Raw genomic sequence first — 23,526 nt, forward strand, 5'->3', positions numbered from 1 at the left:
TCTATTACATTTACATGAAGCTCAACAGTATGTTGAACAACCAGTTTGAATAAGGAATCGCATGGAACGCAGTATGCATCAACGGCCGGAGTTTTGGCGGGTCGCCCAACGCACTTGTATTATTGCCGCAGCGGTCGACATCGCATTTTTTGGCATCTTTCTCTACCTCAATTCGCCAATTCTCGCTTGGGTCAACGTCGTTAGCGTAGTGATGTACGCGGTTGCCTACTACGCCTACGGTAAACGTATGAACGGCCTTGGGACCTTTTTAGTGTGGACTGAAGTGATAGTGCATGCGACTTTAGGTACAGTTCTTATCGGCTGGGATAGCGGCTTCCACTACTATCTATTGATGTTTATTCCGGCCCTAGCCGTTACCATGCGCGGCACAGCCGCAGTTGTTGCGCTTGTAGCTTTGTGGGCGTTTTACCTTGCGCTCTATTTTCTCGATTTCTGGCAGCCACCCTTGCAACCTATTGGTGCAAATGCCTTGCTCGGCATCCATATTTTTAATGTGGCTGTGGTATTTGCAATGTTTAGCTATCTTGGCTTCTTTTATGCCAAGTCCATCACCAGCGCAAACCGCAAGCTCAACCGTTTAGCGAGCGTTGACGAATTAACCCAGCTTTATAATCGCCGCCAAGCACGAGCATTAGCCGAAACCGAGCTATCACGAGCCGACCGCACTAGTTTGCCCGTCGCACTGATACTCCTCGATATCGACCATTTCAAGCTTATCAACGACGTCTACGGTCACGATAAAGGGGATCATGTGCTCGAATATATTGCGAAAATCATGAAAGGCGAGTTACGTCAGCATGACATCATTGGACGCTGGGGTGGTGAAGAGTTCATGATTTTACTGCCTGAAACGGACCTTGCGCACGCCGAATATATTGGTGAGCGACTGCGCAGTGCTATCTCATCTTATGCTTGGGGTACTGATTTAGGCCACGACCTGCAAGTCACTGCAAGTATCGGCATCAGTCAGCATAAAGAAAATGAAACGCTGAACCGCTTACTCAAACGCGCGGATACGGCCCTCTATATGAGCAAGTCAGAGGGCCGGAATAGGGTCACTGCGATCCATGAAATTCCAAAGCACCTGGTCACAAATTAAAGTTAACGAAAAGGCTAGGTAAAATCATGGCAAAGTTGTGGCATTTTATTGACACCTTCTTGAATCTCGACTTGACTGCTTAAGGTGTCCCACAAGGACTGCAACCGTGTTTATGGAGGAAGTTATGAAAAAGATTACCGCTAAGTTAGCGACCTTATCTTTGGTTGTCGGAAGCGTTTCTGCACCCGTAGCGTTGGCATCCGAAAGCCCTGTATATGACTATTTTTCAGCTTACTATCAGCTCGTCGAAGTGGACGAAAACGAAACGGGCATCGATGCAGAACCCGATGGCTTCGGGATTGAGTTCTCTAAGCAGTTCAACGATTTCATGTACGTCATCGCCAGCTATGACGACGTCAGTGGCGACTACCAAGTTGGCACTTTCAACTACGACGTCGATACGCAGCTTTTGATGGCCGGCGTAGGCTTCAAATACAGTGCGTCGCGCTACACCGACCTGTTCTTTGAACCATCTGTTGTCTACGCAGAGGCGGACGTCGCTGGCTTTGATGATGACGACACCGGCTTTGGCGCCAAGGCAGGCTTCACCCATGCCTTCAATCCAGCGTTTCACCTAAAAGGCTACCTACGCCACGTCAACGTGCTTGATGAAGACACCAACAGTTACGGGGCCGAAGCACGCATTCTGTTCAGCGATTCGGTGCACGGCATCCTTGCCGCTGAGGCCAACTCCGATGAAAAACTGTATCGCGCCGGCGTCAGCTTTAGGTTTTAAAGAGAGCGAATATATTTACTGAGATGAAACGAAGCCATGAATACTTCTTCTGTGCGAATCTTTGTGGCTTCGTTTTTTAAATACGTAGGGAATGCTTTTGGGTTAAGCACCCATACAGAAGGTCGATTCACACGACTTTGAACATACCACCCCGGAAATAAAACCACCCCACGAACCGGTAAGTCTTTACCTGTCGACTCCTTTAACAACTCTTTTAGCCAATAAGATGCAGCTTTAACTTGCTCGACAGGGTCACGAGATAAAGGCTTTCCAAAAGCGGTTACCTGTGAGCCATCGTAATGAAGTTCAGATCTACCTTTCGTGTTCTTAGACATGGTTTTTGTTTCTATCACATAGATCCCACTCTCATGAATAACCACGTGATCCAAATTAAAGTTTTCAGCCTGAATATCATGAAAGACTTGCGCTCCTTCGGCGCGCAATCCCTCTAAAAATTGACCAACAGCACGCTCCCCGCGTAAGCCTTTCTTGATGACATCTGCTGTGCGGATTGCTTTTAACATAAACAATAAGCAAATAACCAATCCGACTAAAAGTAAAATACCTGAAAAAATAGGATTAGGTACACTGCTGCTCCACCAATAGACAAGGTCTGTCACAAATACCCCAAAAAGCATCATCAATACTGAAAAAGGGAACAAAAGCCTATCCATAACAACGTTGATGAGTCGTTCATACAAAGATTGACCAGGAACATTCCATGGATTTGCCTTGATTGGTGAAACCTTAGCGCCCTTTAATTTACCCACAGCCCTTACCTTGATGTTTTAATATTTGTTAAAGTGTAATCAATAAAAATAATTTAGTGAACTTAACAAATGATAGAACGAGAAGCATGAGAATCAAACAAACTGAAATTCAGCTAAATCCGCGGAGTCGCGGTTTTCACTTGATAACGAGTGAGATTGAGCAAGCTATAGCCGAGCTTGCGAGCACAAAGGTGGGCCTTTTACATGTATTCATTAAACACACGTCGGCGTCGCTGACGATCAACGAGAATGCCGACCCTACTGTGCGGCAAGACTTTGAAAGCCATTTTAATGAGATGGTGCCCGAAGATGCGCCCTATTATGTCCATACCTATGAAGGCCCCGATGACATGCCAGCTCATCTTAAAGCGAGTTTGTTAGGGAGTAGCGTGTCGATTCCGGTGACCGATGGACGCTTGAATATGGGAACTTGGCAGGGCGTTTATTTATGTGAGCACCGTGACCACGGTGGCTCGCGGCGGCTCGTGCTTACTTTGCACTACGAAGCATAAAAGTGTCCATTATAACTTTAATAGACAATAAAAGGCTTGTTTTGTCCATTAATTATGCTTTAATTGACACATTGCATTCGAATTGTGTCCAATAAGATGACGAACACTACCATAAACGAAGAGTTAAATCGCATTCTTGCCTGCCTACGCGATATTGGACAGCCTGTCGCTATTGGTGAACTGCAAGACCGACTCGACGTCGCTATACATCCCAAGACCCTGCAGCGGAGGCTCAAGAAACTCATTGAACGTGGTGAGGTGATCGCCAGTGGAACGAAGAAAGGCCGCAAATACCGCTTAGCGACGATGTACCAGAACTTTCCTATTGATACCGTAGAACAATGCGCCATTGCTGAAGCGAAAGGCAAACAAAGCTACTCTAAACACCCTATTTTCTCATCGGAAGCCCTAAACAAACTTACCTATTTGGACACACCGGCCTATTCCCGCACTAAACGTAGTTATCAGCGAGCGCTTCTTGAAAGTTACACACCCAATAAAACTTTTTACCTGCCGCTAGAGGCACGCAATCAGCTGCATCAGTTGGGTAAACGCTTTGATAAATCACTTGCGGCGGGAACCTATGCTCGTGAAATCGGACAAAGATTGCTTATCGATTTGTCTTATAACTCGAGTCGTTTGGAGGGCAACACTTATTCGAAACTGGATACGCAAAAACTGATCGAGCAGGGGCTATCTGCCGAAGGTAAGGTTCATGAAGAAACGGTGATGATCGTCAATCATAAAGAGGCGATACGATTTCTGATTGAAAATGCTGAGGACATCACACTTACACCTTTCACCGTTCGGAATATTCACTTTCTGCTGGCACAAGATCTACTTGCCAATCGACAAGCATGTGGCAAAGAACGAGAAATTGAGGTTGCTATTAGCAGATCATCCTACCTTCCGCTCAACAACCCTCATCAAATTCGCGAGACGCTAGCATTCCTATTACTAAAAGCCGATCAAATCGACGACCCGTTTGAGCAGGGATTTTTCTTGCTAACGCATCTATCATATTTGCAAGCATTTGAAGACGTGAACAAACGCACAGCTCGGCTCGCCTGCAACATCCCTTTTATTAAGCACAACTTGTGCCCATTGAGCTTTACCGATGTACCACAAGAAGATTATTTCAAAGCACTCGTGTTGTTTTACGAAACCAATGAGCTATTGCCCGCTGTCGAGCTTTTCGTATGGGCATACGCGAAATCGTGTGAGCAATATACCGTCGTTAAGAAAGCATTGGGCGAAATAGATGCTCATCGAATTCGGTACCGCAGCGCAAGAAAAGAAGCCATGGGGCAAATCATCAGACGCGGCTTAGAGAATGAGCAAGTAGCGGCCTTTCTGCGCGACTACTGCCAAGCCCACCAAATTGAGCAGCCCGATAAGTTCATTGCGATGACGACCAGTGATCTCGAACAACTGCATGAAGGCGGGATAATTGGCTTGGGTATAACCGAGGCGATGTTTAAAGATTGGAAAGAAAAAGCCGACCCACAGAAAAAGTAGGTCGGCTTTTACATCAAACCTCAAAGATTAGCTGTCGAGGTCAAAGCGATCCAAACGCATCACTTTCACCCACGCATCAACAAAGTCATTGACGAACTTCTCATCTGAGTCGCTCAGTGCGTAGACTTCGGCAATGGCGCGTAGCTCTGAGTTAGAACCAAAAATAAGATCCACAGGAGTTGCGGTCCATTTCAGTTCGCCCGTTGCACGGTCATAACCTTCATAAACGCCTTCGCTGTCACCTTGCTTCCACTCGTTGTCCATGCTCAGCAAGTTCACGAAGAAGTCATTGCTTAACTGGCCTGGGCGGTCAGTAAACACGCCGTGTTGTGCGTCGTCATAGTTGGCGCCGAGACTACGCATACCGCCTACCAGTACCGTCAACTCAGGCACGGTTAGGGTCAGCAAGTCCGCTTTGTCGACGAGCATTTCCGCTGGTGACATACGGCTATCTGCGCTGTAGTAGTTGCGGAAGCCATCAGCGGTTGGCTCTAAGAATGCGAACGATTGTACGTCGGTCATTTCTTGCGTTGCGTCGGTACGACCTGGCGCAAATGGCACAGCGATGTCATAGCCGGCATCTGCCGCAGCTTTTTCAATCGCCGCTGCACCGCCTAAGACGATGACGTCGGCAAGAGATACTTGCTTGTCACCACGCTGTGCGTCGTTGAAGTCCGCTTGCACGCCTTTGAGTACGTTCAGTACACGCGCCAGCTCTTCTGGATCGTTAGCTTCCCATTGGTTCTGCGGCGCAAGTGCGATACGTGCACCGTTCACACCACCACGCATGTCAGTGCCACGGAAGCTTGACGCTGCCGCCCAGGCAGTGCGCACCAATTCAGCAACGCTCAAGTCGGTGTCAAGAATTGACTCTTTAATCGCCGCAGCATCGCTGTCATTGATTAAAGTGAAATCAACCGCAGGAATTGGGTCTTGCCACAACAGCGGTTCAGCTGGTGAGGTGTCCACGATATAACGAGCGCGTGGGCCCATGTCGCGGTGGGTTAACTTAAACCAAGCTTTGGCAAACGCTAGCTCAAACTCTTCCGGGTTTTCTTGGAAGCGCTTGGCGATTTTGCGGTATTCAGGGTCAAACTTCAGCGACAAGTCAGTAGTGAACATGATTGGCGCGTGACGCTTACCTTGAATGTGCGCATCAGGAACTAAGTTAGAGGCTTGGCCGTCAACTGGGATCCACTGAATTGCACCTGCCGGGCTGCGAGTTTGCTCCCACTCAAAGCCGAACAAGTTGTCGAGGTACTGGGTGGTCCAAGCAATTGGATTCACCGACCATGCACCTTCAAGACCCGAAGTAATGGTGTCTTCTGAGTGGCCTTTACCACATTTGTTTTTCCAGCCGAAACCTTGCTCTTCAACTGGAGCAGCAGCAGGTTCCGCACCCAAACACTCGTCTGGTTTGTGCGCACCGTGCGCTTTACCGAAGGTGTGACCGCCGGCAATCAAAGCTACCGTTTCTTCGTCATTCATCGCCATACGACCAAAGGTGTCGCGAATGTCTTTAGCTGCTAACAACGGATCAGGATTACCGTTAGGACCTTCAGGATTTACGTAAATCAAGCCCATTTGTACTGCCGCTAATGGCCGTTCGAGCTCGCGGTCACCGCTGTAACGCTTGTCTTCAAGCCATTGCTTTTCTGGTCCCCAGTAAACGTTGTCTGGTTCCCACTCGTCTTCACGACCACCGGCAAAACCGTAAGTTTTAAAACCCATTGATTCGAGGGCAACGTTACCCGTCAATACCATCAAATCAGCCCACGAAACGCTGCGACCGTACTTTTGTTTGATTGGCCACAACAAGCGACGGGCTTTGTCCAAGCTCACGTTATCTGGCCAGCTGTTCAACGGTTCAAAACGTTGTTGACCGCCACCCGCGCCACCGCGGCCATCGTTTACGCGATAGGTACCGGCACCGTGCCACGCCATGCGAATAAAGAACGGACCATAATGACCGTAGTCAGCTGGCCACCAGTCTTGTGAATCGGTCATCAGGGCTTCGATATCAGCTTTCAGTTGATCCAAGTCAACTTGTTTAAAAGCTTCAGCGTAGTCAAAGTCGTCGTAGGGGTTTGAGGCTTGGTTATGATCACGGAGTGGCGTTAAATCGAGTTGATCAGGCCACCAAAACATTTTGGTTTTTGCTTCCTGAGCGGTTGCACCTACCGATGCTACGCCCATGGAAAACGCAAGTGCCAACGCTGACACTAGGGGTAACGTTTTCTTAATCATTGGTATCACCTTTGCTGTTTGCAACTAAAGTAATTTAGAAGATGTCGATATAGCAGAAGTACTATAGTCGACATTTGCCAGATTAGGATCTGCAAAGGCTATTGAAAAAACAGATTAGGCTAATCGAAAACCCTACAAGCCATATGGTTTAAGGGCTGGCTTAGTCTCCAACATCGAAGGCCACTGCATCGCCGCCCTCCTGCTTCACTAGGTACAACTGCTTGTCGGCGCGTTTGATTAAATCGCTAGGGAGCTCGTTGGCACGGATTCGAGTCACGCCAAAACTTACCGTAAGTATGCCATGCAAGCGACGTCCGAAATGGTGCTCAATGCCGAGGTTATGAATAGCCTGACGCAATTCATCTAAACGTTCACGAGCTTGCGCCAAGGAGTCTGCTTGCAGCAGCAACGCAAACTCTTCACCGCCGTAACGATAGGCCCGGCTCTCGGGCAATTCTCGGAAGGCTTTGGCAAAGGCAATCAAAGCTCGGTCACCGGCTTCGTGGCCGTAGTTGTCATTGAATGGTTTGAAGTCGTCGATATCGGCCATCACGAAGTAACAACTGCCGTCCGCAGTTGCGATGGCATTCGCAACGTCGGTTTGGAAAGCGCGACGGTTGAGCAGCCCCGTCAGACCGTCGATATGCACCAGTTCGTCAAGTTTGCGATTAGCTTTACGCAACTCTTTAGTACGCTCAGCAACGCGCTGCTCAAGTTCAAAATTAGTTCGTACAAAACGTCTTGCCATCACACGAAAAGCGTTTAAAACTTGGCTGATTTCACCATAACTACGAACCTCACTTTCACTCTGCTTCTCGATTTCATCGTAATTCTTCTCATCCATGAGCGCGGCAAGCGAGGCAAGCCGACGCAATGGTATGGAAACTTGATGACGTACAAAAATAATTGTAGTTAAAAGCACTCCAAGCACTAACAGCGAACCGATGAGTGCTATAACCATTGGCAAAAATAAAGCCTCACTGGTAATCAGTTCTTTTGGATATACAGCAAAATACCACCAATCCGGCGTCCCCAAGTGCTGCACGAGAACTAAGTAATCATCATCAATATCATCCCAGACTTCTTGCTTAAACGATTGAGGGTTCGTGAGTAGACGGGCGGCAATTTTTTGATAGAGTGGGTCGTCGTAGTTTTCCGGCGTCAATGTATCACGTTGCTCGCTCAACGCATCTGAAAGTGTCGAGCTGGTGATTAACGCACCTTGGCTATTCAACACATAGTTACTAATATCCGCATCTACAGTACGACTCAGGTCTTGAGTCAGTTGTGCTAGGCTGACATCAAAACTAGCGTTCACAAGATGCTTGCCATTGAGATCTACTGGTCGTTGATAGGTAATCGTCCAAAAGCCACCCGAATGGTCTTTATATAGCCCGGTCCAATTCGGCGCACGCTCAGGGTTCTCACTTTGCAGTGTCGACTTTAAGGTGGAGAAGTCGGTCATGACTAAATCCGCTGCGGCGAGTCGACCCCATGCTTGCTCGCGAGAGTACAGCGCAAGCGCATTTTCGGGTAGCGACAAATGAGTATTGGTCACTTGACCTTCCCATGCCGGCCCTAAGTCATTCAGCGTGCGGACACTGATCACCAAACGCGCCCGCAACTCATCAGTAAGCGGCGTTGGTCGCGGGCCAACGAATACACTCATCCCTTTGAAGTAATGATCACCTGCTTTTACCCCAGTAAATAATGATTCTTTAAGCCGCCAAACTCCTGGCGAGGTTTCTTCAAACCAATCAGAAAAATAGCTTTGCAAGTCTTGTTCATAACGCAGGTTTTGGTAGCGGGTAAGAAACTCTTCTGCCAGTAGGTCGCCACGCCTCTCAATGGCCTGCAATTGATATTGATTGGTGGTTAGTTTTGTGGCTACTTCACGTTGAATTCGTTCAACCACAGCTTGCTTTGCAGAGGGGTATGTTTGCCAAAAGGTGATGAACAGTGTTAGCAACAGAATACTCACGGAAACAACGACCACGTGCCACAATAGACGTGTCGTTAGCTTTTTCCTTGGTTGCTGGCGGCGTTCTTGCATCTATTGCCTTGCTTCCGTTTTGTCGTCAATGTGAGCCAACTTATAGTGGCCCCGCTGATTAAGTTTAACGTCGTACATCAGTTTGTCAGCCCTGCGAATTAATTCTTCAGCTGTCGACTCTATCGATCCATGATATATGACAATACCAATTGAGGCGCCGATAAATAATTCATGTCCCCGCAAATAAATCGGTAGTGAAGCCGCTTCAATCAACCGCTGTGCGGCACCTGTTACGCTATCGAGCGAGTGCGTTTCGAGTACAACTAAAAACTCATCACCCCCCCAACGACAAAGCACATCGTCTATTCGCAATACATCTTTAAACCGTGTAGCAACTTCAACAAGAAGCTTATCGCCTATCTCATGACCATAGGTATCATTCACCTGCTTAAACCGATCTAAATCGATAAACATGACCGCCAGCATGCTCTTTTTCTTCGCTTGTACCGCTACAGCTTTACCCAGATATTTGTAGAGATAAGCACGATTCGGTAGCAACGTAAGGCGATCTGTCTCTGCCTCACTCTGCAGTCTGTGAAGACGTTCATGTTCTGCTGTAACGTCTTCAACAGTACCTGTGATTCGTGCAGGTCGTCCTGAATCATCGCGCTCAACTACGAAACCTCGATCGAGGATCCAGATCGCATCCCCATGAGCGTCAACCATGCGGTACTCGTTTTCGAAAGTGTCATCACCTGGACGCGAATTCTCCATAAAGCGCTCGAGCTTTTCCATCAAATCATCACGATCATCTGGATGAATATTATCCAGCCAAGTACTATGGAGGTGCTTACCATCTGCGTGAGTAAAACCAAATAAGTTGTACCACTCTTCAGAAAAGTAAGCCTGATTGTCCTTAGCTCGCCAATCCCATACGCCACCACGAGTCGCCTGCAGAGCGTAGCGCCATCGTTCCTCTAACTCCACCATTTTGCTTTGTTTAAGGCGCAATTCATGGGTCAAATGCTCTGCTGTCTGGGTCGCTCGATCACGCGTCATCTGCAATGTTCTTACGTACGCAGCCAGCACCGCCGAGATAACTAAACCCAATAAAACAAATATCAGCGGGCGTTCCAAATTTAGCACTGAGAGCTCATCTTGATGGTTGAAGTCTAGTAACCAAGTGCGACCGCCAAATGAAAAGGGAACCGAAGCATGCAAATAATTAGGCTCTGATTTAAAAGCGCGATCGGATTCATACATGAGTGTTTGATAAGCGATTTCTGGGCTGTCAAAAATAGACAAGTGGATAGAGGCGCCATCATCTCGTTCCCAATTTTGAATGATGCCGTTGATCAGATCCGTCATCCGAAATGGACTATAGGCCCAGCCAAGAAGTACTTTGTAAGGGTCAGCCTGCATCTCGATGTTATTGGAGTCGAAAACTGGGACGTACATGAGTGTTCCAGCCTGCTTTTTACTTCCCATTTCTTGCAATAGCTCAACACGACCACTTAACGCTGCCTTGCGAGTTAATGTAGCTCGATGCATCGCATCACGACGCGTAGCTTCGGAGTACATGTCATAACCAAATGCGCGTTGATTACGCTCGTCAAACGGTTCCAAATAAAGAATTGCAGTGTATATGTCTCGAGGAGTTTGCGGATGCACACTAAAGTCGGGAAAACCCTCGTCACGCACCTGCTGAACAAAGTTGTCTAAAGCATCAGGATTGACGTAAGCAGCGAAACCAATTCCTTGCACTTCGGTAATAAGACCATTTTGCTGCAGCTTCTCGGTATAGGTACGCCATGCACTACGGTCGACCCCAGGAGTCGTTTCATAGAATCCAGCAGCACCGCGCAACATGAGTTCATAGGTGCGCAGACGCTCCGAAAGCGCAACTTCTACTTGTTCAATATTGAATAAAAAGCTTTCTTTTGCGCGACTGACTTCAAGAGAGAAGCTCAAATAGGCCGCGCCAATGCTGGCCAGCACCCCACCCATAAGAGCAACCGACGGAACCCATTTTGATTTATTCAAGCTTCTGTTCCCTAAGTTCGACGTGCCTTAATTGTGTTCATTATGTAAACTTTACCACAAATAAGTTCAATACCCACTTTGTACTAATGGATAAAACTATGCCACTCAACGTAATCAAACACCCACTTGTACAGCATAAGCTTGGACTCCTGCGCGAAGCCAAGCTTTCGACCAAAAGTTTTCGTGAACTCGCCAATGAACTTGGCACGTTGCTCACTTACGAAGCAACGCAAGACTTTAAACTTGAAGACTGCGAAATTGACGGCTGGGATGGCACCAAGATTACCGTTAAGCGCTTAGCCGGTAAAAAAGTTACAGTAGTACCAATTTTGCGGGCTGGCATTGGCATGCTGGATGGTGTGCTGGAACTGCTACCTGGCGCAAAGGTGAGTGTCGTTGGGCTATATCGTAATGAACAAACATTGGAACCGGTGACTTACTTTGAGAAATTCGCCGGTGAAATAGATCAGCGCACCGCACTGGTGATTGACCCTATGCTGGCGACCGGTGGCACCATGGTCGCAACGCTCGATATGCTGAAAGAAAAAGGCTGTCGTGATATTCGAGTGTTGGTGCTGGTAGCCGCTCCTGAAGGCGTCGAGCGCGTGACGTCGGCGCACCCTGATATCCCTATTTACACCGCAGCTTTAGATGACCATTTGAATGAGCAGGGCTACATCGTTCCGGGACTTGGTGATGCCGGTGATAAGATCTTTGGCACCCGTTAACTTGATCTTTCATCGGGGTTAGCGTCTACACTATAGGTACATTCTGTAAAAAGGAGGTACTTATGAAACGCACTGCTTCTGCACATTGGCAAGGTGGTTTGAAGGACGGTAAAGGCACAGTCTCCACCGAGAGTGGCGTGCTCGACCAACAGCAATACTCATTTGGTACCCGTTTCGAAGACGGCAAAGGCACGAATCCTGAGGAATTGATTGGTGCGGCACATGCCGGCTGTTTCTCTATGGCACTGTCGATGGTGCTTGGCGAGCATGACATGGTCGCCGATAGCATCGATACCAAAGCGACAGTACATCTTGAAGAGAAGGACGGTGGCTTCGCGGTGCCGAAAGTTCACTTAGAACTTCGCGCGTCTATTCCTGGCGCCGACGTCGACAAGTTTTTGGAAGCGGCCGAAGCCGCGAAAGAAAACTGTCCGATCTCGAAATTATTTAATGCCGAGATTACGCTCGACGCCAAATTAGAGTCTTAACGCTTAAAGCGCTTACCGGTGATCATTGGCCGTATCAATTCGATGCGGCCACGCCAGCCGGTAATAAGAACCGCAGCGACGTGAATAATTGCTGCCGCATAGAGCAAGTTAGCCAGCCATTCGTGAATTTCTTCAAGGGTGCTGTTGCCGAAGAACTGATCGATTTCTTCCATCATAAAGCCGGTCGTGCCGAGTCCGAGGAAGAGTAAGATAACAGCGAACACCATAAGCCAACCGAGCGGATTATGCCCCGAGTCGATAGGGGTTCGGCGTTGTTTTAAGTGCTGCAGATGTTCTTGGAGCGCCTGTTTAGACAGCTCAATCGTTTCGAAGTTACCGTAACTTTTGTCGACAAAGCCCCAGATGATTCGTACTGCAATTGCTGTGGCTGCCGTATAGCCGAGCCATTGATGCCATTGGCTGCCCGCTTCAAGAATGAAGTAGTTGGCGATAAAAATGGCTACCAAGAGCCAATGAATGATGCGGATCAGCGGATGCCAGATCCGCACCTGTTGTGGGCTCTTAGTGGGCTTCACGCTTGACCACTTCGCCGTTCACTGGGTTGAAGTAGATCTCAACTTTGTTGCCGTCCGCATCGGTGCCATAGATTTCATAGCAGTTGCCTTCGGTCACTTTAAATTCGTTGATTTGATAGCCTTCGCTCACCAAATTCTGCTGGAATTGCGCTTGGTCTTGCCAATCGCTCATCGGCGCGCTGGTGCATTGGGTGACCTCTGCGGTCGGGCTACATGCTGCAACTGTTGCGATAGCCGCTGCGGTAAATGCTAGTTTTAAAGCGTTCATAGTGAACTCCTTTTGGTTGTCTGATTGTTAGCGTAGACGAGTTTTCTTACCGTTTCCTTAAGCTGGCGTCTCAGTATAGTTAATCCCGATGTTTATTGATCTTCATCGGGGGTGGTCACGTTACTTCGCAACAATTCAATCAGTTGCGACAACGGCATTGGCTTAGCAAAGTAAAACCCTTGCAGCCGGTCGACACCTAAAGCTTTAAAAAGCTCAACCTGCTCAGCCGTTTCAACCCCTTCAACCACCACCACTTTGTCGAGTTGTTGACACATTTCAATCATCTTGCTGAGCAAGTTACGTTGTTTACCCTCTGCTTCCACGCCTAAGGTAAACGCCCGGTCGATCTTGATGATATCCGCCGGTTGTCGAGTTAAATAAGCTAAGCTTGAGAAGCCTGTGCCGAAATCATCAATCGCCACATGTAAGCCGTGCTCACGCAATTGCCGCAGCCGCTCTTCCGTTTGACCCGCCTCTGACATCACCGCTTCGGTAAGTTCAATAGTGAGCTGTTGCGGACTCAGTTTATGACGCTTGATCTGACTTACTAAATCGTTTACAAAATTTGCGCGTGCCAACTGGTGTGGTGAAACATTGACCGCCACCGTCAATTTTTGCAGCTCGGCGTTTTCACTAAGATCGCGAATGACTTTTTGTAGCATTTGCTCCCCCAACTGAATCACTTGCCCGGTTTGCTCGGCAATAGGGATAAACAAGGCCGGCGAAATAAAGCTGCCATCTTTACGCCAACGGACTAAACTTTCAACGCTGACAATGCGCCCCGTTTCGGCACTGAAAATGGGCTGATAATAGGCCTCTAACTGATCTTGGTTCATAGCAACCTGCAACTGCGTGCGAATCGCCACCAATTGCTCATGACTATCTTGCATGTCCGATTGATAAATAGCGTATTGGTTGCCTCCCGCAGCTTTGGCTTTGTCCATCGCAATGTCAGCGAACTGCACCAATTGCTCGGTGTCGATTTGTGCTTGGGTAGCCACTGCGATGCCGATACTCGCGGTAAGATGTACCGACAAATCCTCAACGGCAAAGACCTCTGCAACGGCCTTAATAACGGCCGCGGCGTCTTTTTTTAATTGATGCGCAGTTGTATCGCGGTAATAGACGATAAACTCGTCATTACTGAAACGCGCAAAAACATCAGCGCCTTGCGCCGCACTCCGAATGCGCTGGGCGGTGAGCTTTAAAACATGGTCCCCCATGCGGTGGCCAAGGCCATCATTAATCGAGTTGAATTTGTCGAGATTGACAAACAGCACAGCGCGCCGACAACCCTCGCAATCGATCATCATCGATTGCGTATCTTGATTGAATGCATCACGGCGCAAATAGCCCGTAAGCTCATCGTAACGCGCCATACTGGCGAGCTTTTTACTCTCAGCACGTAAGCGTTTGGTGGTATCTGCGGCAAGAATATAGATGAACGCGAAAGCACCTGTGAGCCAGAGCAACATTTGCTGTAAACGCGTTGCTTCGTGTAACGGTGTATAGTCAATTAATACACTATAAAAATCGTGCTCAATACCCGTGATAAGGGTCACTTTGTCATTGACCGAATGGGGATACGTTTGCTGTAGTCGATGTAAAGTATAGGTACCGTCGGTACTTCCCTGCATGGCAACGAGGACTTCAGGATTGAACGCCATAAAGGTTTTGATTGCGCTTAAATAGTCCAAGTATTCGGCAGCCACGAGCCCATTTAGGTTTAACAACGCGACAAGTTGTTTGGCATCCGTTTTGCTCTTCAGCGGCACCGCCATCATGACAATTGGCGTCTGCGTATTCAGCGAACTACCATTTGCGGCAATGCGTGTTGTCTCACTTGGCTGTGCTAGCCAGTTCTTAATACCCTCGCTGGTGCGCATATGCAACTGCCAGAAAGGCTCAGCAAAAGCTGAAGTAACAATAGGGCGCTGTTGCTCGTCTAGGATGAGCATCCCCTCAATAATTTCGTAGTCAGTAATGTAGGCGGGCATGTCGGTTGCAAGCAACTCATCTGTTGCATAAGTATCCGCTCGCTCGACACGTTGCTTGATGCGCTCAAGTGCTTTTATCTGATCAATAAATCGTGAGTCGATCATATTGCCGATTAACTGAATTTTCGTTAGTGCGTTTTTTGTTTCAAGGTACACAATACGCGCGCTCATGGCGTACCAAACCAACACGCCGAGCAAAATAATAAAACTTAATAGCCGCAGTGTGGCCCAGCTTGCGTCTATTTTTAAATATGGATAATTATGTCGAATCGTTAGTGCTAGGAAAAATGTGAGTAGCATCACCGACGCTAACGCCAACGTAAATGGATTACTAAATCGTGCCGCTTCTGGTGCCGGCAAAACTCCCCAGACCACCAACTGTAAAATGATAAAAGCCGTGATTCCAAGTGACGTTAAAATAGGACCTACGAATTGCAACTGTTTCGGCGTACGCCAACGAAATAAGCCATACAGAATTAAAAACGCCACAGCTGAGACGATGAGCATGTAATCAGAAATCACATTCATGAGCATGCTGGCCGGCGTTATGACGATATCTAGAAAACCTAACAAAGTGATGGCGGCGAAGAACAACAGAATGCCGAAGTAGGCTAAATTCGCGGCTGATTGTGTGAAGTATTTAGTCATACCGTTTAATTTCAGAAGCTTGTAGAGTTCAGTATAGAGATTTTTGCAGCATTGTTCTAAGTTAGCTTTGATTTGCTGCAAAAAAATGGGTTGTTCAGTTGGAGTTGTCATGACGGAAGCCACACAAATTCGCTTGTTGAAAACTGCCATGATTCTTGGCGTGGTGCTGCTTATTTGCGGGCATATAGTTTTGGCGGTTACGTTCGCCAGTGATGACATTGGCCATCGCGGTTTTATTTTGGGGGCGGCAATGAGCGCAATCGGCGTGGTGTTGTCGTTGCCGACCAAGATTTATTTGACCATTTTGCTGATGGATTATACCGAGCGGACCGACAAGCGTTTTACCCGCTCTGCCGATGGCCAAGCCCGGGCGGGGGAGACGGAGTTTAAAGAGTGACCCTTGAAATCCTAGGTTTCGGGGTCATGTTTTGCGTAATACTTTAAGTTAGGAGTCCGTGTGGTACCACTGTCGATTTTAGATCTTGCGCCTATTGTTCAGGGGTCTTCTGCAGCCGAGTCGTTGCAGCGCTCTGGTGACTTAGCCATGCATGCCGAGCGTTGGGGCTTTAAGCGCTTTTGGATGGCCGAGCATCACAACATGACTGGCATTGCGAGTGCCGCTACAGCTGTGGCGTTGGCGCATATTGGCAGTGTGACATCGACGATTCGGATTGGTGCGGGCGGCATTATGCTGCCGAATCACGCACCTTTAGTTGCCGCGGAGCAGTTTGGCACCTTGCAGGCATTGTATGGTGACCGCGTGGATTTGGGTTTAGGCCGAGCACCTGGTACCGACGGCGCGACCTTGCGTGCTTTGCGCCGTGACTACAATTCGGCTTCGAGCTTCCCCGACGACGTACGAGAATTGTTGGGCTATTTGGATGACGCTGCTGACGACGCTTTCATTCGCGCTGTGCCTGGGCAGGGCTCGCATGTGCCGGTGTGGATTTTGGGGTCGAGTTTGTATGGCGCGCAGCTGGCAGCAGCTTTAGGGCTGCCCTACGCTTTCGCCTCACATTTCGCGCCCGACCATTTGCACGCCGCCTTGGATGTGTATCGTCGCGAATTTAAAGCCTCGAAGTACCTGTCGAAGCCTTATGCCATGGCTGCCGTCAACGTTTTCGCCGCCGATACTGAAGCAGAGGCTGCGCGCCTGATGAGTTCAATGCAGCTACAATTTGTCGCTTTACGCCGAGGCAACCCCGGACCTCTGCCCGCGCCCGTGGATGACATTCATTCCGTCGTTGATCCGGTGTCCTTAGCCGGTGCCAATCACGCCTTGAAATACACCGCATGGGGCGTCCCTGAAGACGTTCACGCCTATTTACGCGACTTTGTAAGCGCCACCGGCGTCGACGAACTCATGCTCACCTGCCACGCCTACGACCACCGCGCCCGTCTGCGCAGCCTCGAAATCGCCGCCGACCTCTGACATCCCCCTCCGTCATCTCGCACTTGCATAAGAGAGGGCAGCCCTCTCTTATGCGGGCCAATAAAACAGGCCGGCGGTGCGGCCGAGGGTGCGCGCCATGCTGTAAAAGTCGGCGGGACGGCCTGTGGCGCCGTAGCATACTAACAGCGGCATTAGGTGTTCCTCACGCGGGTGACAGAAGCGTGCTTCGGGCGCGTCAGCCCAATTAATTAAGCGCTGTTTGCGGTCTTCTTCTGTGATGTCGGTGCGCGTAAGCGTGTCTTTAAGCCAGTTCTCAAACGCTAAATTACGCTTCTCTGTTTCTGGGTCTTGCGGCGCGAAAAACGCCTTCATATTGTGAAATGAAAAGCCGGAGCCCAAGATCAACAAACCTTCGTGGTCTATTGCGGCCAAGGCTTTGCCCAAGGCAATGTGCTGCTGCGGATCCAAATTGTGCAATAGCGACACTTGTATTACTGGAATATCGCCAGCGGGATACATTAACTTCAATGGTACAAAAACACCGTGATCTAGGCTGCGCTGGTCATCAGCGGTTGCCGCAATGTCGTGCTCCTCCAGCGTTGTGAGAACCTGCCGCGCTAAGGCAGGGTGGCCTTTCGCAGGGTATTGAATTTCGTACGATTCAGGCGAAAAACCATAATAATCGTATAACAATCCGGGGTTCGCCGCGGTGGTTACCGTTGGCGTCTCGGCCTCCCAGTGTGCGCTGACAACCAAGATAGCTTTAGGTTTTTCAAGTTGCTCGCTGATGCCCTGCAGTTGGGCCACCAATTCTTGGTGTTGAGGATCGCCAAGCAGGGGCAAAGGGCCCCCGCCGTGCGACACAAACAGAACTTGATGTTGTGCCATGATGATCTCCTTTACTTACTTTTGGGTGATTTTTGCGGCAATTGCATTGTCGAGCGAGAGACGTCCGCCACCCAGAGCCGTAAGGGCAGCAGTTGCTGCCAATAAGCTTAGCGCAAATTCATAGCCGTTATTGGCCATGAACAAACCGTTGCTGGCATGCACGCTGAAAATCGCGACCACCATGGTGAACGCTGAAACCAACGCGGCTGGACGTGTGAGTAGACCTAAGATCAACGCCAAGCCACCAAAGAACTCAGCTGCGCCAGCTAGCAATGCCATTAGAAAGCCTGGCTCCAAGCCGATGCTTGCCATCCACTGACCAGTTCCTTCGAGCCCGTAGCCACCGAACCAGCCAAATAACTTCTGCGCACCGTGTGCAGTCAGGATGATACCAACAGGTACGCGTAAGAGAAGTGCGCCGATGCCTGCGTCTGATTTAAAGATGGTGTGTAATTTTGAATTGTTCATAAAAATGCCTCCATTAAGTTGATGGAGGTACTTTACTACTTGCTTTTAGGTAGATTAATAGTGTATTTCGTGCTTTATTATCCACATTGAGTAGTTAATAACGAGAGTTAGACATGGATAGACTGCAAGCAATGCGCATATTTGTGACCGTCGTGAATGAGGGATCTTTCGTGCAAGCTGCAGAAAAGCTTGAGGTTTCGCCGCAATTAGTGAGCAAGTCGCTAAACCAACTCGAAGAACACCTCGGCGTGCGCTTGCTCAACCGCACCACGCGCCGCCAGCACCTTACCGAGGCCGGCAGCGCTTACTTTGCGCGGGCGCAGCAAGTTCTAGCCGACATTGACGACATGGAGTTACAACTCTCCGGCCTGCAACAAAGCGCCCGCGGCGTGTTGCGTATCAGTGCACCAGTGTCGTTCGCCATTCGCCATTTAGCGCCGCTGTTGGTGAGCTTCCAAGAAGCTTACCCTGAGGTCGTAGTAGATCTGCAGCTCAATGACCGCAAAGTGGATATTGTCGAAGAAGGTTTTGATATCGCACTGCGCATCGGTAAGTTGGAGTCCTCATCGTTGATTGCTAAGCGCCTCGCCCCCGTGCGTTTGGTCTATTGCGCCGCTCCACAATACATAGCTGAACAAGGCGAACCGCATGACCTCGCCGCATTGCGCGACCATCGTTACCTCCACTACAGCTACATGGACGAGTCATTCGTGCCGGCCGCCGCGCAGGTGATGCGCAGCAACAACGGTGACGTACTCGTTGCCGCTGCTTGCGAAGGTGCGGGAATCGCGTTGCAACCGACCTTTATCGCCTGCGAAGCTCTGCGCACCGGTCGCTTGCAAACCATCTTACGTTCCTACGAACCAGAGCCTATCGCACTCTACGCCATCTTCGCCCACCGCCAATTCATGGCCAGCAAAGTCCGCGCCTTCCTCGACTTCGTCGATGGCTATTTCGGCGACCCCCCTTATTGGGATGACTATTAAAGAGAGGGCAGCCCTCTCTTAGCGTTATTTGCTATTTATATCGATTAATGTATATTTTTCATACACAAAAGGATATAAAAGATGCGATTAAACGATTCGAAAGATATAGCTGAAGCGGTGCGAAAGGCGCGCAAGGCCTTGCGGTGGTCGCAAAGCGAGCTGGCGGAGAAAGTTGGTACGACGCAGGCGGTGATCTCGCGATTTGAGGGCAGAGGTGAGGCACGGATCGACACACTTCTCAAAATTACCGAAGCACTCGACCTACAACTAGTGATACTGCAGAAGCGAGAAAGTCCGCTATGGGATGATTAGCGCGTAGGCTATTATTCGTCGTCTGTACGCGCCAGCACCTCGAATTCACCGGTGCCCGACTCGACCACAACAACCTCAATCGGCTGGCAACAGATCTGGCAATCCACGATTTGCTGCTGCCCCACGTCATTCACTGGGTCAATTTCAATACTATTTACCACCATGCAGTACGGGCAACTAAATTCAGCTTCGTGCGTTAATGACATACAACCTCCGAAGAAAAATGTCCCTAGCTCCAATATGCGCAGCGGCAACGGTTAGATCAAAGAGGGCTGCCCTCTCTAATGCAAGCAAAATACTGCTTACTCACTCACAAAATAATAAACGCGCGCGATCAGCGAACCCTCGAATTCGTACACCGCAATGCTCGACTGCGCACGGCGCTCATCTCCAGCGAGCCACGAGGCCTCTTCAATCACCGACACACGCGACCCTAGCACCTGCACATCTACCAATCGACTGCGGCACGAAGCACACGAAGCAAAGTAACTGTCCATCGCCTTTACCAATGCCACGCGGCCAGCGGTTTCCACCGCCACCGAATCACCCTTCACCGTCAGCCATTGCACGTCGTCTGTGACCATACGCGCCATGGCTGCGGAGTCTTGTGCGTTGAATGCCGCCACGTAGTCTTCGACTAGCGCCGCATGGTCGACTTCATTCGCAGCCACCGAAGTACAAAGCAAAAAAAGAACTCCAAGAAGTAAGCGCATCACGCCTCCCGCACATACCGAAAACGTGGCACTTGCGCGCCATCAACGACGACGCTCTCCACAAACATAGCCAAGGGGCGCACCCAGAGCGCACGCTCACCATATAAAGGCCGATACAACACCAACTCTTCTTCGGTTTCAGAGTGCCGCACCACGTCTAGCACCTCGTATTCGGGGCCTTTGTAGTGCTGATAGATGCCGGTTTTTAGATGGTTCATGAGTGCGACAACAATTCCGCAAGCTGATCAGGGCGCAAAGGGCGACTGAAGATGTAGCCTTGAACTTCATCGCAGCCCAGCTCTTGCAGGGAGCGCCACTGTTCTTCTGTTTCGACACCTTCGGCGACAGTGGCCATTTTTAAGCTCTTGGCAAGTGCGATAATGCCGCGCACGATTGCGACATCGGTGGCATTTTCAATCGTCAGGTCGTCGATAAATGACTTATCAATTTTCAACTTATCAAAGCCAAAACGTTTCAAATAGCTAATCGACGAGTAGCCGGTACCGAAGTCATCTAAAGCGACGCGAAATCCAGCCTCACGCAACGCGCTAATAGTGATAAGCGCCTGCTCAGGATTCTGCAATGCAACGGCTTCGGTCAGCTCTAATTCAATCGTCCCGGGCGCGATACGCTCCTCTTCTGCGATCGCCTGCAAGTTTTCCACCAAGTCAGGCTCATCAAAGCGACTCGCCGACAAGTTCACCGAAATCACAACCTCATGCAGCCCTTCATCTTGCCAAATTCGCGCCTGCCGAGCCGCCTCACGAAACACCCACTTATCGATTTCACCGATCAAGCCACTACGCTCAGCCAACGGGATAAACTGGCCTGGCGACACTTCACCTAGCTCAGTTGAGTGCCAACGCAATAACGCTTCTACTCCAAGAATCCGACGGTCTTTCATGGCCACTTGCGGTTGAAAAGCCAGAGAAAACTCCTGACGCTCCATAGCAAAGTTCAAGGCACTCAGTAATGCAAGCTGCTCTGACGCCCCAGCATGAAGCTTGTCACTGTAGACTTGGAAATTATTGCGGCCCTTCTTCTTCGCCTCATACATTGCGACTTCAGCATGCTGCAAAACTTCATCGGCGCTGGTGCTATTATTTGCAAAACCCACCAAGCCAATGGAAGCCGTTACCATAGTATGTTGCTCGCCAAGACGCATCGGGGCGCGCACCGTGTTCAACACTTTAACCGCCCATTCGCCTGCCGCACGAATATCACTGTTTTCGAGCAGCATGGCAAAGACATCACCAGACATTCGATAAACCTTACAGTCATGCTGTGCTAAACGTTGCAGCCGCTCGGCGACAATACAGAGCACACGGTTCCCCGCTTCAATTCCCAGCGCGTCGTTAATCAGCTTGAAGTTATCGAGGTTGATATAAAGTAACGCTGATAAACCTGTCTGCGCTTCGCCTCCTAACGCGGCAAAGTTGGCTTGGTAAGAACTACGATTCGGCAAGCCGGTCATTTGATCAAAAAACGAAAGCTGATGAATCTTCTTCTCGTTTTCAATCGACTTGGTCACGTCATTTTTGAACGAAATATATTTAACATTATTTCCGTGGCGGTCTTTCAGCGGAAACACGGTAGTCATTTCGACCACTTCATCACCATTTTTGTGCTTATTAATAAGCTCACCCGACCATGGCTTTCCATTTAAAATGTTGCGCCATAAATCAGCAAAAACACTCTTTGGTGTGCGTCCTGAACCGGTAACTTTCGGGTCCTGACCAATGAGCTCTTCAGGAGAATAGCCACTCGACGCAAAATACGCCTTATTGGCATATTCAATCCGAGCATCAATGTCAGTAATAAAAATAGGATTCGGGTTTTGCTCTACCGCCAAGCTCAGTAGGTTCACTTGTTGCTCTTGTTCCAACCTGACACACCAGGTCAAAATCGACTCCAACCAAACTGTAAGGGTTTGCGTGTCACGCGCGCTGAAATGACGACCAGGATCCAGTAGAACAATGGTTTTTTGGCTGCCTTCGTCAGACTTGGACTGCACCGCAAGCACGTGCACCTCACCAGCATTTGCGCAGAAGTTGCCACGCCGACTTAGCTTAGTTAAATCAACATAGTCCAACGCATTATTGGCATCGCCACTGTCCACCAATAGTTCGAGTGCATCATTCGTAACCGAATACAATGCAGCCCCTGCCGACGGCACCACATACCGCGCATGCTCAACTGCATAGGCTAAAAAGCGCGCGTCATTATGCTCAGATGCAATATTAGATAGCTCTAACAAGCTCTCATTTAGGCGAGCTTGATGAGCGAGGTCCTCCGCTTGCTTTTGCGTCGTCGCGACTTCCTCGGCAAGCTCCAAGTGAGGCCGTGTAACAGCTTCGACAAAGATCGCGCGATACAAAAATACATAGGCCAGAATCTTATAAACATGACCAAAGAAATTGTAGGTGTCGGTCACTTCTTGATAAAGCGTAAAGAAGATCTCGCTCGCCGCCATTAACAGCGACGAGACGACCAATGCACTGATGTTTGCAGTTGTTTTGGGGCCTCGCAAACCCACACTGAACAACATCGCCGCAAGTAAAAAGAGGCCTACGAGTACATATTCGCTAGCAATCTTGAATCCGGTCAGCCCCTGCCCTTCAATATAAGTTGACGGCAACTGCCCCTGAAAGAAAATCATGAAAAGGCTGCCTGCCACCGCCAGCACAACCACGCCAGCCAGCAACACATAATCCCAACGCATTCGCATACGCCACCAGGGCGCTACCGCAAGCACCAAAAGCGCCAGCGCCGAGAATAAACGCGCCACGAGCCAAAAGTTGATAGCTTTTTCCGGCCCCGCCGGTGAAATGAAACTCGGCATTCCCGCATACGAAAATGTGTGCACAAAATCAAAGATAGCAACGGCAAGCATCAAACAGGAGAACACCAGCAAGTTGCCATTTTTGATAAACGTTCGGGTATTCCAGCCGACGGAAAAAATTAGCACCGCCACCGCAATCGCGATGATTTCGAGTACATTATGAGCGCTAATAAAAAGGTGAGGACCACTTAACCAATCGACATCTTTGAATAGATACATCGGTACCAACGCTAACATTGCGCAGACGAAACCAAGACTCGCTTGTTTAAAGTCATTACAGTGTGTCGGATGGACCAGTTTTTCCATCTACAAAAGCCTTG

General features: G+C 49.3%; 23 protein-coding genes. 10 read left to right on the forward strand and 13 right to left on the reverse strand.

Features of this window, described 5'->3' with window-relative positions; all coding sequences use genetic code 11:
* The first annotated feature begins 61 nt into the window (after positions 1–61).
* Positions 62–1,120 (forward strand): GGDEF domain-containing protein, encoded by a 1,059-nt coding sequence (locus tag CWE21_RS06770; RefSeq protein ID WP_126833693.1) that lies wholly within the window; start codon positions 62–64, stop codon positions 1,118–1,120.
* Positions 1,121–1,244: 124 nt separating this feature from the next.
* A complete protein-coding gene (locus tag CWE21_RS06775) occupies positions 1,245–1,856 on the forward strand; it encodes an outer membrane beta-barrel protein (protein ID WP_157982739.1) in 612 nt (203 codons plus the stop codon).
* Here CWE21_RS06775 and CWE21_RS06780 read toward each other — a convergent pair.
* Entirely contained in the window at positions 1,853–2,626 is a 774-nt protein-coding gene (locus tag CWE21_RS06780; protein ID WP_126833695.1) for a nuclease-related domain-containing protein, read from the reverse strand. The genes CWE21_RS06775 and CWE21_RS06780 overlap by 4 nt on opposite strands.
* A gap of 86 nt (positions 2,627–2,712) precedes the next feature.
* On the opposite strand from CWE21_RS06780, the gene CWE21_RS06785 reads away from it, so the two are divergent.
* Together CWE21_RS06785 and CWE21_RS06790 are read left to right on the forward strand one after the other, a co-directional pair.
* The gene (locus tag CWE21_RS06785; RefSeq protein WP_126833696.1) at positions 2,713–3,138 is read left to right on the forward strand and encodes a secondary thiamine-phosphate synthase enzyme YjbQ; all 426 of its coding nucleotides are present in this window, start codon (positions 2,713–2,715) and stop codon (positions 3,136–3,138) included.
* Positions 3,139–3,234: 96 nt separating this feature from the next.
* Positions 3,235–4,656 (forward strand): Fic family protein, encoded by a 1,422-nt coding sequence (locus tag CWE21_RS06790; protein WP_126833697.1) that lies wholly within the window; start codon positions 3,235–3,237, stop codon positions 4,654–4,656.
* A gap of 27 nt (positions 4,657–4,683) precedes the next feature.
* On the opposite strand, the gene katG is transcribed toward CWE21_RS06790, so the two are convergent.
* The 3 genes from katG to CWE21_RS06805 all read right to left on the reverse strand — a co-directional run bounded on the left by katG (position 4,684) and on the right by CWE21_RS06805 (position 10,939).
* Positions 4,684–6,903 (reverse strand): catalase/peroxidase HPI, encoded by a 2,220-nt coding sequence (katG, locus tag CWE21_RS06795; RefSeq protein WP_126833698.1) that lies wholly within the window; start codon positions 6,901–6,903, stop codon positions 4,684–4,686.
* A 160-nt stretch (positions 6,904–7,063) separates the two neighbouring features.
* Positions 7,064–8,956: a diguanylate cyclase domain-containing protein gene (locus CWE21_RS06800; RefSeq protein WP_126833699.1), complete on the reverse strand. Its 1,893-nt coding sequence runs from the start codon at positions 8,954–8,956 to the stop codon at positions 7,064–7,066.
* Entirely contained in the window at positions 8,957–10,939 is a 1,983-nt protein-coding gene (locus CWE21_RS06805) for a GGDEF domain-containing protein (protein WP_126833700.1), read from the reverse strand.
* A gap of 98 nt (positions 10,940–11,037) precedes the next feature.
* Between CWE21_RS06805 and upp the strand changes: the two genes are divergently transcribed.
* The gene (upp, locus tag CWE21_RS06810) at positions 11,038–11,667 is read left to right on the forward strand and encodes a uracil phosphoribosyltransferase (protein WP_126833701.1); all 630 of its coding nucleotides are present in this window, start codon (positions 11,038–11,040) and stop codon (positions 11,665–11,667) included.
* Between the two features lie 62 nt (positions 11,668–11,729).
* On the forward strand, positions 11,730–12,155 hold the full coding sequence (locus CWE21_RS06815; RefSeq protein WP_126833702.1) for an OsmC family protein: 426 nt from the start codon (positions 11,730–11,732) through the stop codon (positions 12,153–12,155).
* Here CWE21_RS06815 and CWE21_RS06820 read toward each other — a convergent pair.
* From CWE21_RS06820 to CWE21_RS06830, 3 genes are all read right to left on the reverse strand, one after another.
* Positions 12,152–12,691 (reverse strand): cytochrome b/b6 domain-containing protein, encoded by a 540-nt coding sequence (locus CWE21_RS06820; protein WP_126833703.1) that lies wholly within the window; start codon positions 12,689–12,691, stop codon positions 12,152–12,154. The genes CWE21_RS06815 and CWE21_RS06820 overlap by 4 nt on opposite strands.
* Positions 12,678–12,959 carry a PepSY domain-containing protein gene (locus CWE21_RS06825; protein ID WP_126833704.1) on the reverse strand — a complete coding sequence of 94 codons (282 nt, stop codon included), beginning with the start codon at positions 12,957–12,959 and terminating at the stop codon, positions 12,678–12,680. Before CWE21_RS06825 ends, CWE21_RS06820 begins: the two co-directional genes overlap by 14 nt.
* A 92-nt stretch (positions 12,960–13,051) precedes the next feature.
* Complete coding sequence (locus CWE21_RS06830; RefSeq protein ID WP_198675080.1) at positions 13,052–15,715, reverse strand: GGDEF and EAL domain-containing protein; 2,664 nt, start codon at positions 15,713–15,715, stop codon at positions 13,052–13,054.
* Between CWE21_RS06830 and CWE21_RS06835 the strand changes: the two genes are divergently transcribed.
* Entirely contained in the window at positions 15,714–16,001 is a 288-nt protein-coding gene (locus tag CWE21_RS06835; RefSeq protein ID WP_126833706.1) for a hypothetical protein, read from the forward strand. The genes CWE21_RS06830 and CWE21_RS06835 overlap by 2 nt on opposite strands.
* 60 nt (positions 16,002–16,061) lie before the next feature.
* Positions 16,062–17,036, forward strand: coding sequence for an LLM class flavin-dependent oxidoreductase (locus CWE21_RS06840; RefSeq protein ID WP_126833707.1), 975 nt, complete (start codon positions 16,062–16,064; stop codon positions 17,034–17,036).
* A gap of 48 nt (positions 17,037–17,084) precedes the next feature.
* Here the strand turns inward: CWE21_RS06840 and CWE21_RS06845 are convergent, their stop codons facing one another.
* Both CWE21_RS06845 and CWE21_RS06850 read right to left on the reverse strand, forming a co-directional pair.
* The gene (locus CWE21_RS06845; RefSeq protein ID WP_126833708.1) at positions 17,085–17,885 is read right to left on the reverse strand and encodes a DODA-type extradiol aromatic ring-opening family dioxygenase; all 801 of its coding nucleotides are present in this window, start codon (positions 17,883–17,885) and stop codon (positions 17,085–17,087) included.
* 15 nt (positions 17,886–17,900) lie between these two features.
* On the reverse strand, positions 17,901–18,353 hold the full coding sequence (locus tag CWE21_RS06850; RefSeq protein ID WP_126833709.1) for a DoxX family protein: 453 nt from the start codon (positions 18,351–18,353) through the stop codon (positions 17,901–17,903).
* Between the two features lie 113 nt (positions 18,354–18,466).
* Between CWE21_RS06850 and CWE21_RS06855 the strand changes: the two genes are divergently transcribed.
* Together CWE21_RS06855 and CWE21_RS06860 are read left to right on the forward strand one after the other, a co-directional pair.
* Complete coding sequence (locus CWE21_RS06855) at positions 18,467–19,339, forward strand: LysR family transcriptional regulator (protein WP_126833710.1); 873 nt, start codon at positions 18,467–18,469, stop codon at positions 19,337–19,339.
* A gap of 81 nt (positions 19,340–19,420) precedes the next feature.
* Positions 19,421–19,651 carry a helix-turn-helix domain-containing protein gene (locus tag CWE21_RS06860; protein ID WP_126833711.1) on the forward strand — a complete coding sequence of 77 codons (231 nt, stop codon included), beginning with the start codon at positions 19,421–19,423 and terminating at the stop codon, positions 19,649–19,651.
* An 11-nt stretch (positions 19,652–19,662) separates the two neighbouring features.
* On the opposite strand, the gene CWE21_RS06865 is transcribed toward CWE21_RS06860, so the two are convergent.
* The 4 genes from CWE21_RS06865 to CWE21_RS06880 all read right to left on the reverse strand — a co-directional run bounded on the left by CWE21_RS06865 (position 19,663) and on the right by CWE21_RS06880 (position 23,512).
* A complete protein-coding gene (locus CWE21_RS06865; RefSeq protein WP_126833712.1) occupies positions 19,663–19,857 on the reverse strand; it encodes a zinc ribbon domain-containing protein in 195 nt (64 codons plus the stop codon).
* A gap of 96 nt (positions 19,858–19,953) precedes the next feature.
* Positions 19,954–20,364 carry an SgcJ/EcaC family oxidoreductase gene (locus tag CWE21_RS06870; protein ID WP_126833713.1) on the reverse strand — a complete coding sequence of 137 codons (411 nt, stop codon included), beginning with the start codon at positions 20,362–20,364 and terminating at the stop codon, positions 19,954–19,956.
* Entirely contained in the window at positions 20,364–20,582 is a 219-nt protein-coding gene (locus CWE21_RS06875; protein WP_126833714.1) for a DUF1653 domain-containing protein, read from the reverse strand. The genes CWE21_RS06870 and CWE21_RS06875 overlap by 1 nt, the downstream gene beginning before the upstream one ends.
* On the reverse strand, positions 20,579–23,512 hold the full coding sequence (locus tag CWE21_RS06880; RefSeq protein WP_126833715.1) for a bifunctional diguanylate cyclase/phosphodiesterase: 2,934 nt from the start codon (positions 23,510–23,512) through the stop codon (positions 20,579–20,581). Before CWE21_RS06880 ends, CWE21_RS06875 begins: the two co-directional genes overlap by 4 nt.
* Positions 23,513–23,526 lie beyond the last annotated feature (14 nt).

Source organism: Pseudidiomarina aquimaris (genome assembly GCF_003987395.1).
GTDB lineage: Bacteria > Pseudomonadota > Gammaproteobacteria > Enterobacterales > Alteromonadaceae > Pseudidiomarina > Pseudidiomarina aquimaris.

What these genes read in the sequence shown, in the direction of transcription:
- CWE21_RS06770 (WP_126833693.1), top strand. Translation starts at nt 62, where the DNA reads ATGGAACGCAGTATGCATCAACGGCCGGAGTTTTGGCGGGTCGCCCAA.
- CWE21_RS06775 (WP_157982739.1), top strand. Translation starts at nt 1,245, where the DNA reads ATGAAAAAGATTACCGCTAAGTTAGCGACCTTATCTTTGGTTGTCGGA.
- CWE21_RS06785 (WP_126833696.1), top strand. Translation starts at nt 2,713, where the DNA reads ATGAGAATCAAACAAACTGAAATTCAGCTAAATCCGCGGAGTCGCGGT.
- CWE21_RS06790 (WP_126833697.1), top strand. Translation starts at nt 3,235, where the DNA reads ATGACGAACACTACCATAAACGAAGAGTTAAATCGCATTCTTGCCTGC.
- katG (WP_126833698.1), bottom strand. Translation starts at nt 6,903, where the DNA reads ATGATTAAGAAAACGTTACCCCTAGTGTCAGCGTTGGCACTTGCGTTT.
- CWE21_RS06800 (WP_126833699.1), bottom strand. Translation starts at nt 8,956, where the DNA reads ATGCAAGAACGCCGCCAGCAACCAAGGAAAAAGCTAACGACACGTCTA.
- upp (WP_126833701.1), top strand. Translation starts at nt 11,038, where the DNA reads ATGCCACTCAACGTAATCAAACACCCACTTGTACAGCATAAGCTTGGA.
- CWE21_RS06815 (WP_126833702.1), top strand. Translation starts at nt 11,730, where the DNA reads ATGAAACGCACTGCTTCTGCACATTGGCAAGGTGGTTTGAAGGACGGT.
- CWE21_RS06825 (WP_126833704.1), bottom strand. Translation starts at nt 12,959, where the DNA reads ATGAACGCTTTAAAACTAGCATTTACCGCAGCGGCTATCGCAACAGTT.
- CWE21_RS06835 (WP_126833706.1), top strand. Translation starts at nt 15,714, where the DNA reads ATGACGGAAGCCACACAAATTCGCTTGTTGAAAACTGCCATGATTCTT.
- CWE21_RS06830 (WP_198675080.1), bottom strand. Translation starts at nt 15,715, where the DNA reads ATGACAACTCCAACTGAACAACCCATTTTTTTGCAGCAAATCAAAGCT.
- CWE21_RS06845 (WP_126833708.1), bottom strand. Translation starts at nt 17,885, where the DNA reads ATGGCACAACATCAAGTTCTGTTTGTGTCGCACGGCGGGGGCCCTTTG.
- CWE21_RS06850 (WP_126833709.1), bottom strand. Translation starts at nt 18,353, where the DNA reads ATGAACAATTCAAAATTACACACCATCTTTAAATCAGACGCAGGCATC.
- CWE21_RS06855 (WP_126833710.1), top strand. Translation starts at nt 18,467, where the DNA reads ATGGATAGACTGCAAGCAATGCGCATATTTGTGACCGTCGTGAATGAG.
- CWE21_RS06860 (WP_126833711.1), top strand. Translation starts at nt 19,421, where the DNA reads ATGCGATTAAACGATTCGAAAGATATAGCTGAAGCGGTGCGAAAGGCG.
- CWE21_RS06865 (WP_126833712.1), bottom strand. Translation starts at nt 19,857, where the DNA reads ATGTCATTAACGCACGAAGCTGAATTTAGTTGCCCGTACTGCATGGTG.
- CWE21_RS06870 (WP_126833713.1), bottom strand. Translation starts at nt 20,364, where the DNA reads ATGCGCTTACTTCTTGGAGTTCTTTTTTTGCTTTGTACTTCGGTGGCT.
- CWE21_RS06875 (WP_126833714.1), bottom strand. Translation starts at nt 20,582, where the DNA reads ATGAACCATCTAAAAACCGGCATCTATCAGCACTACAAAGGCCCCGAA.
- CWE21_RS06880 (WP_126833715.1), bottom strand. Translation starts at nt 23,512, where the DNA reads ATGGAAAAACTGGTCCATCCGACACACTGTAATGACTTTAAACAAGCG.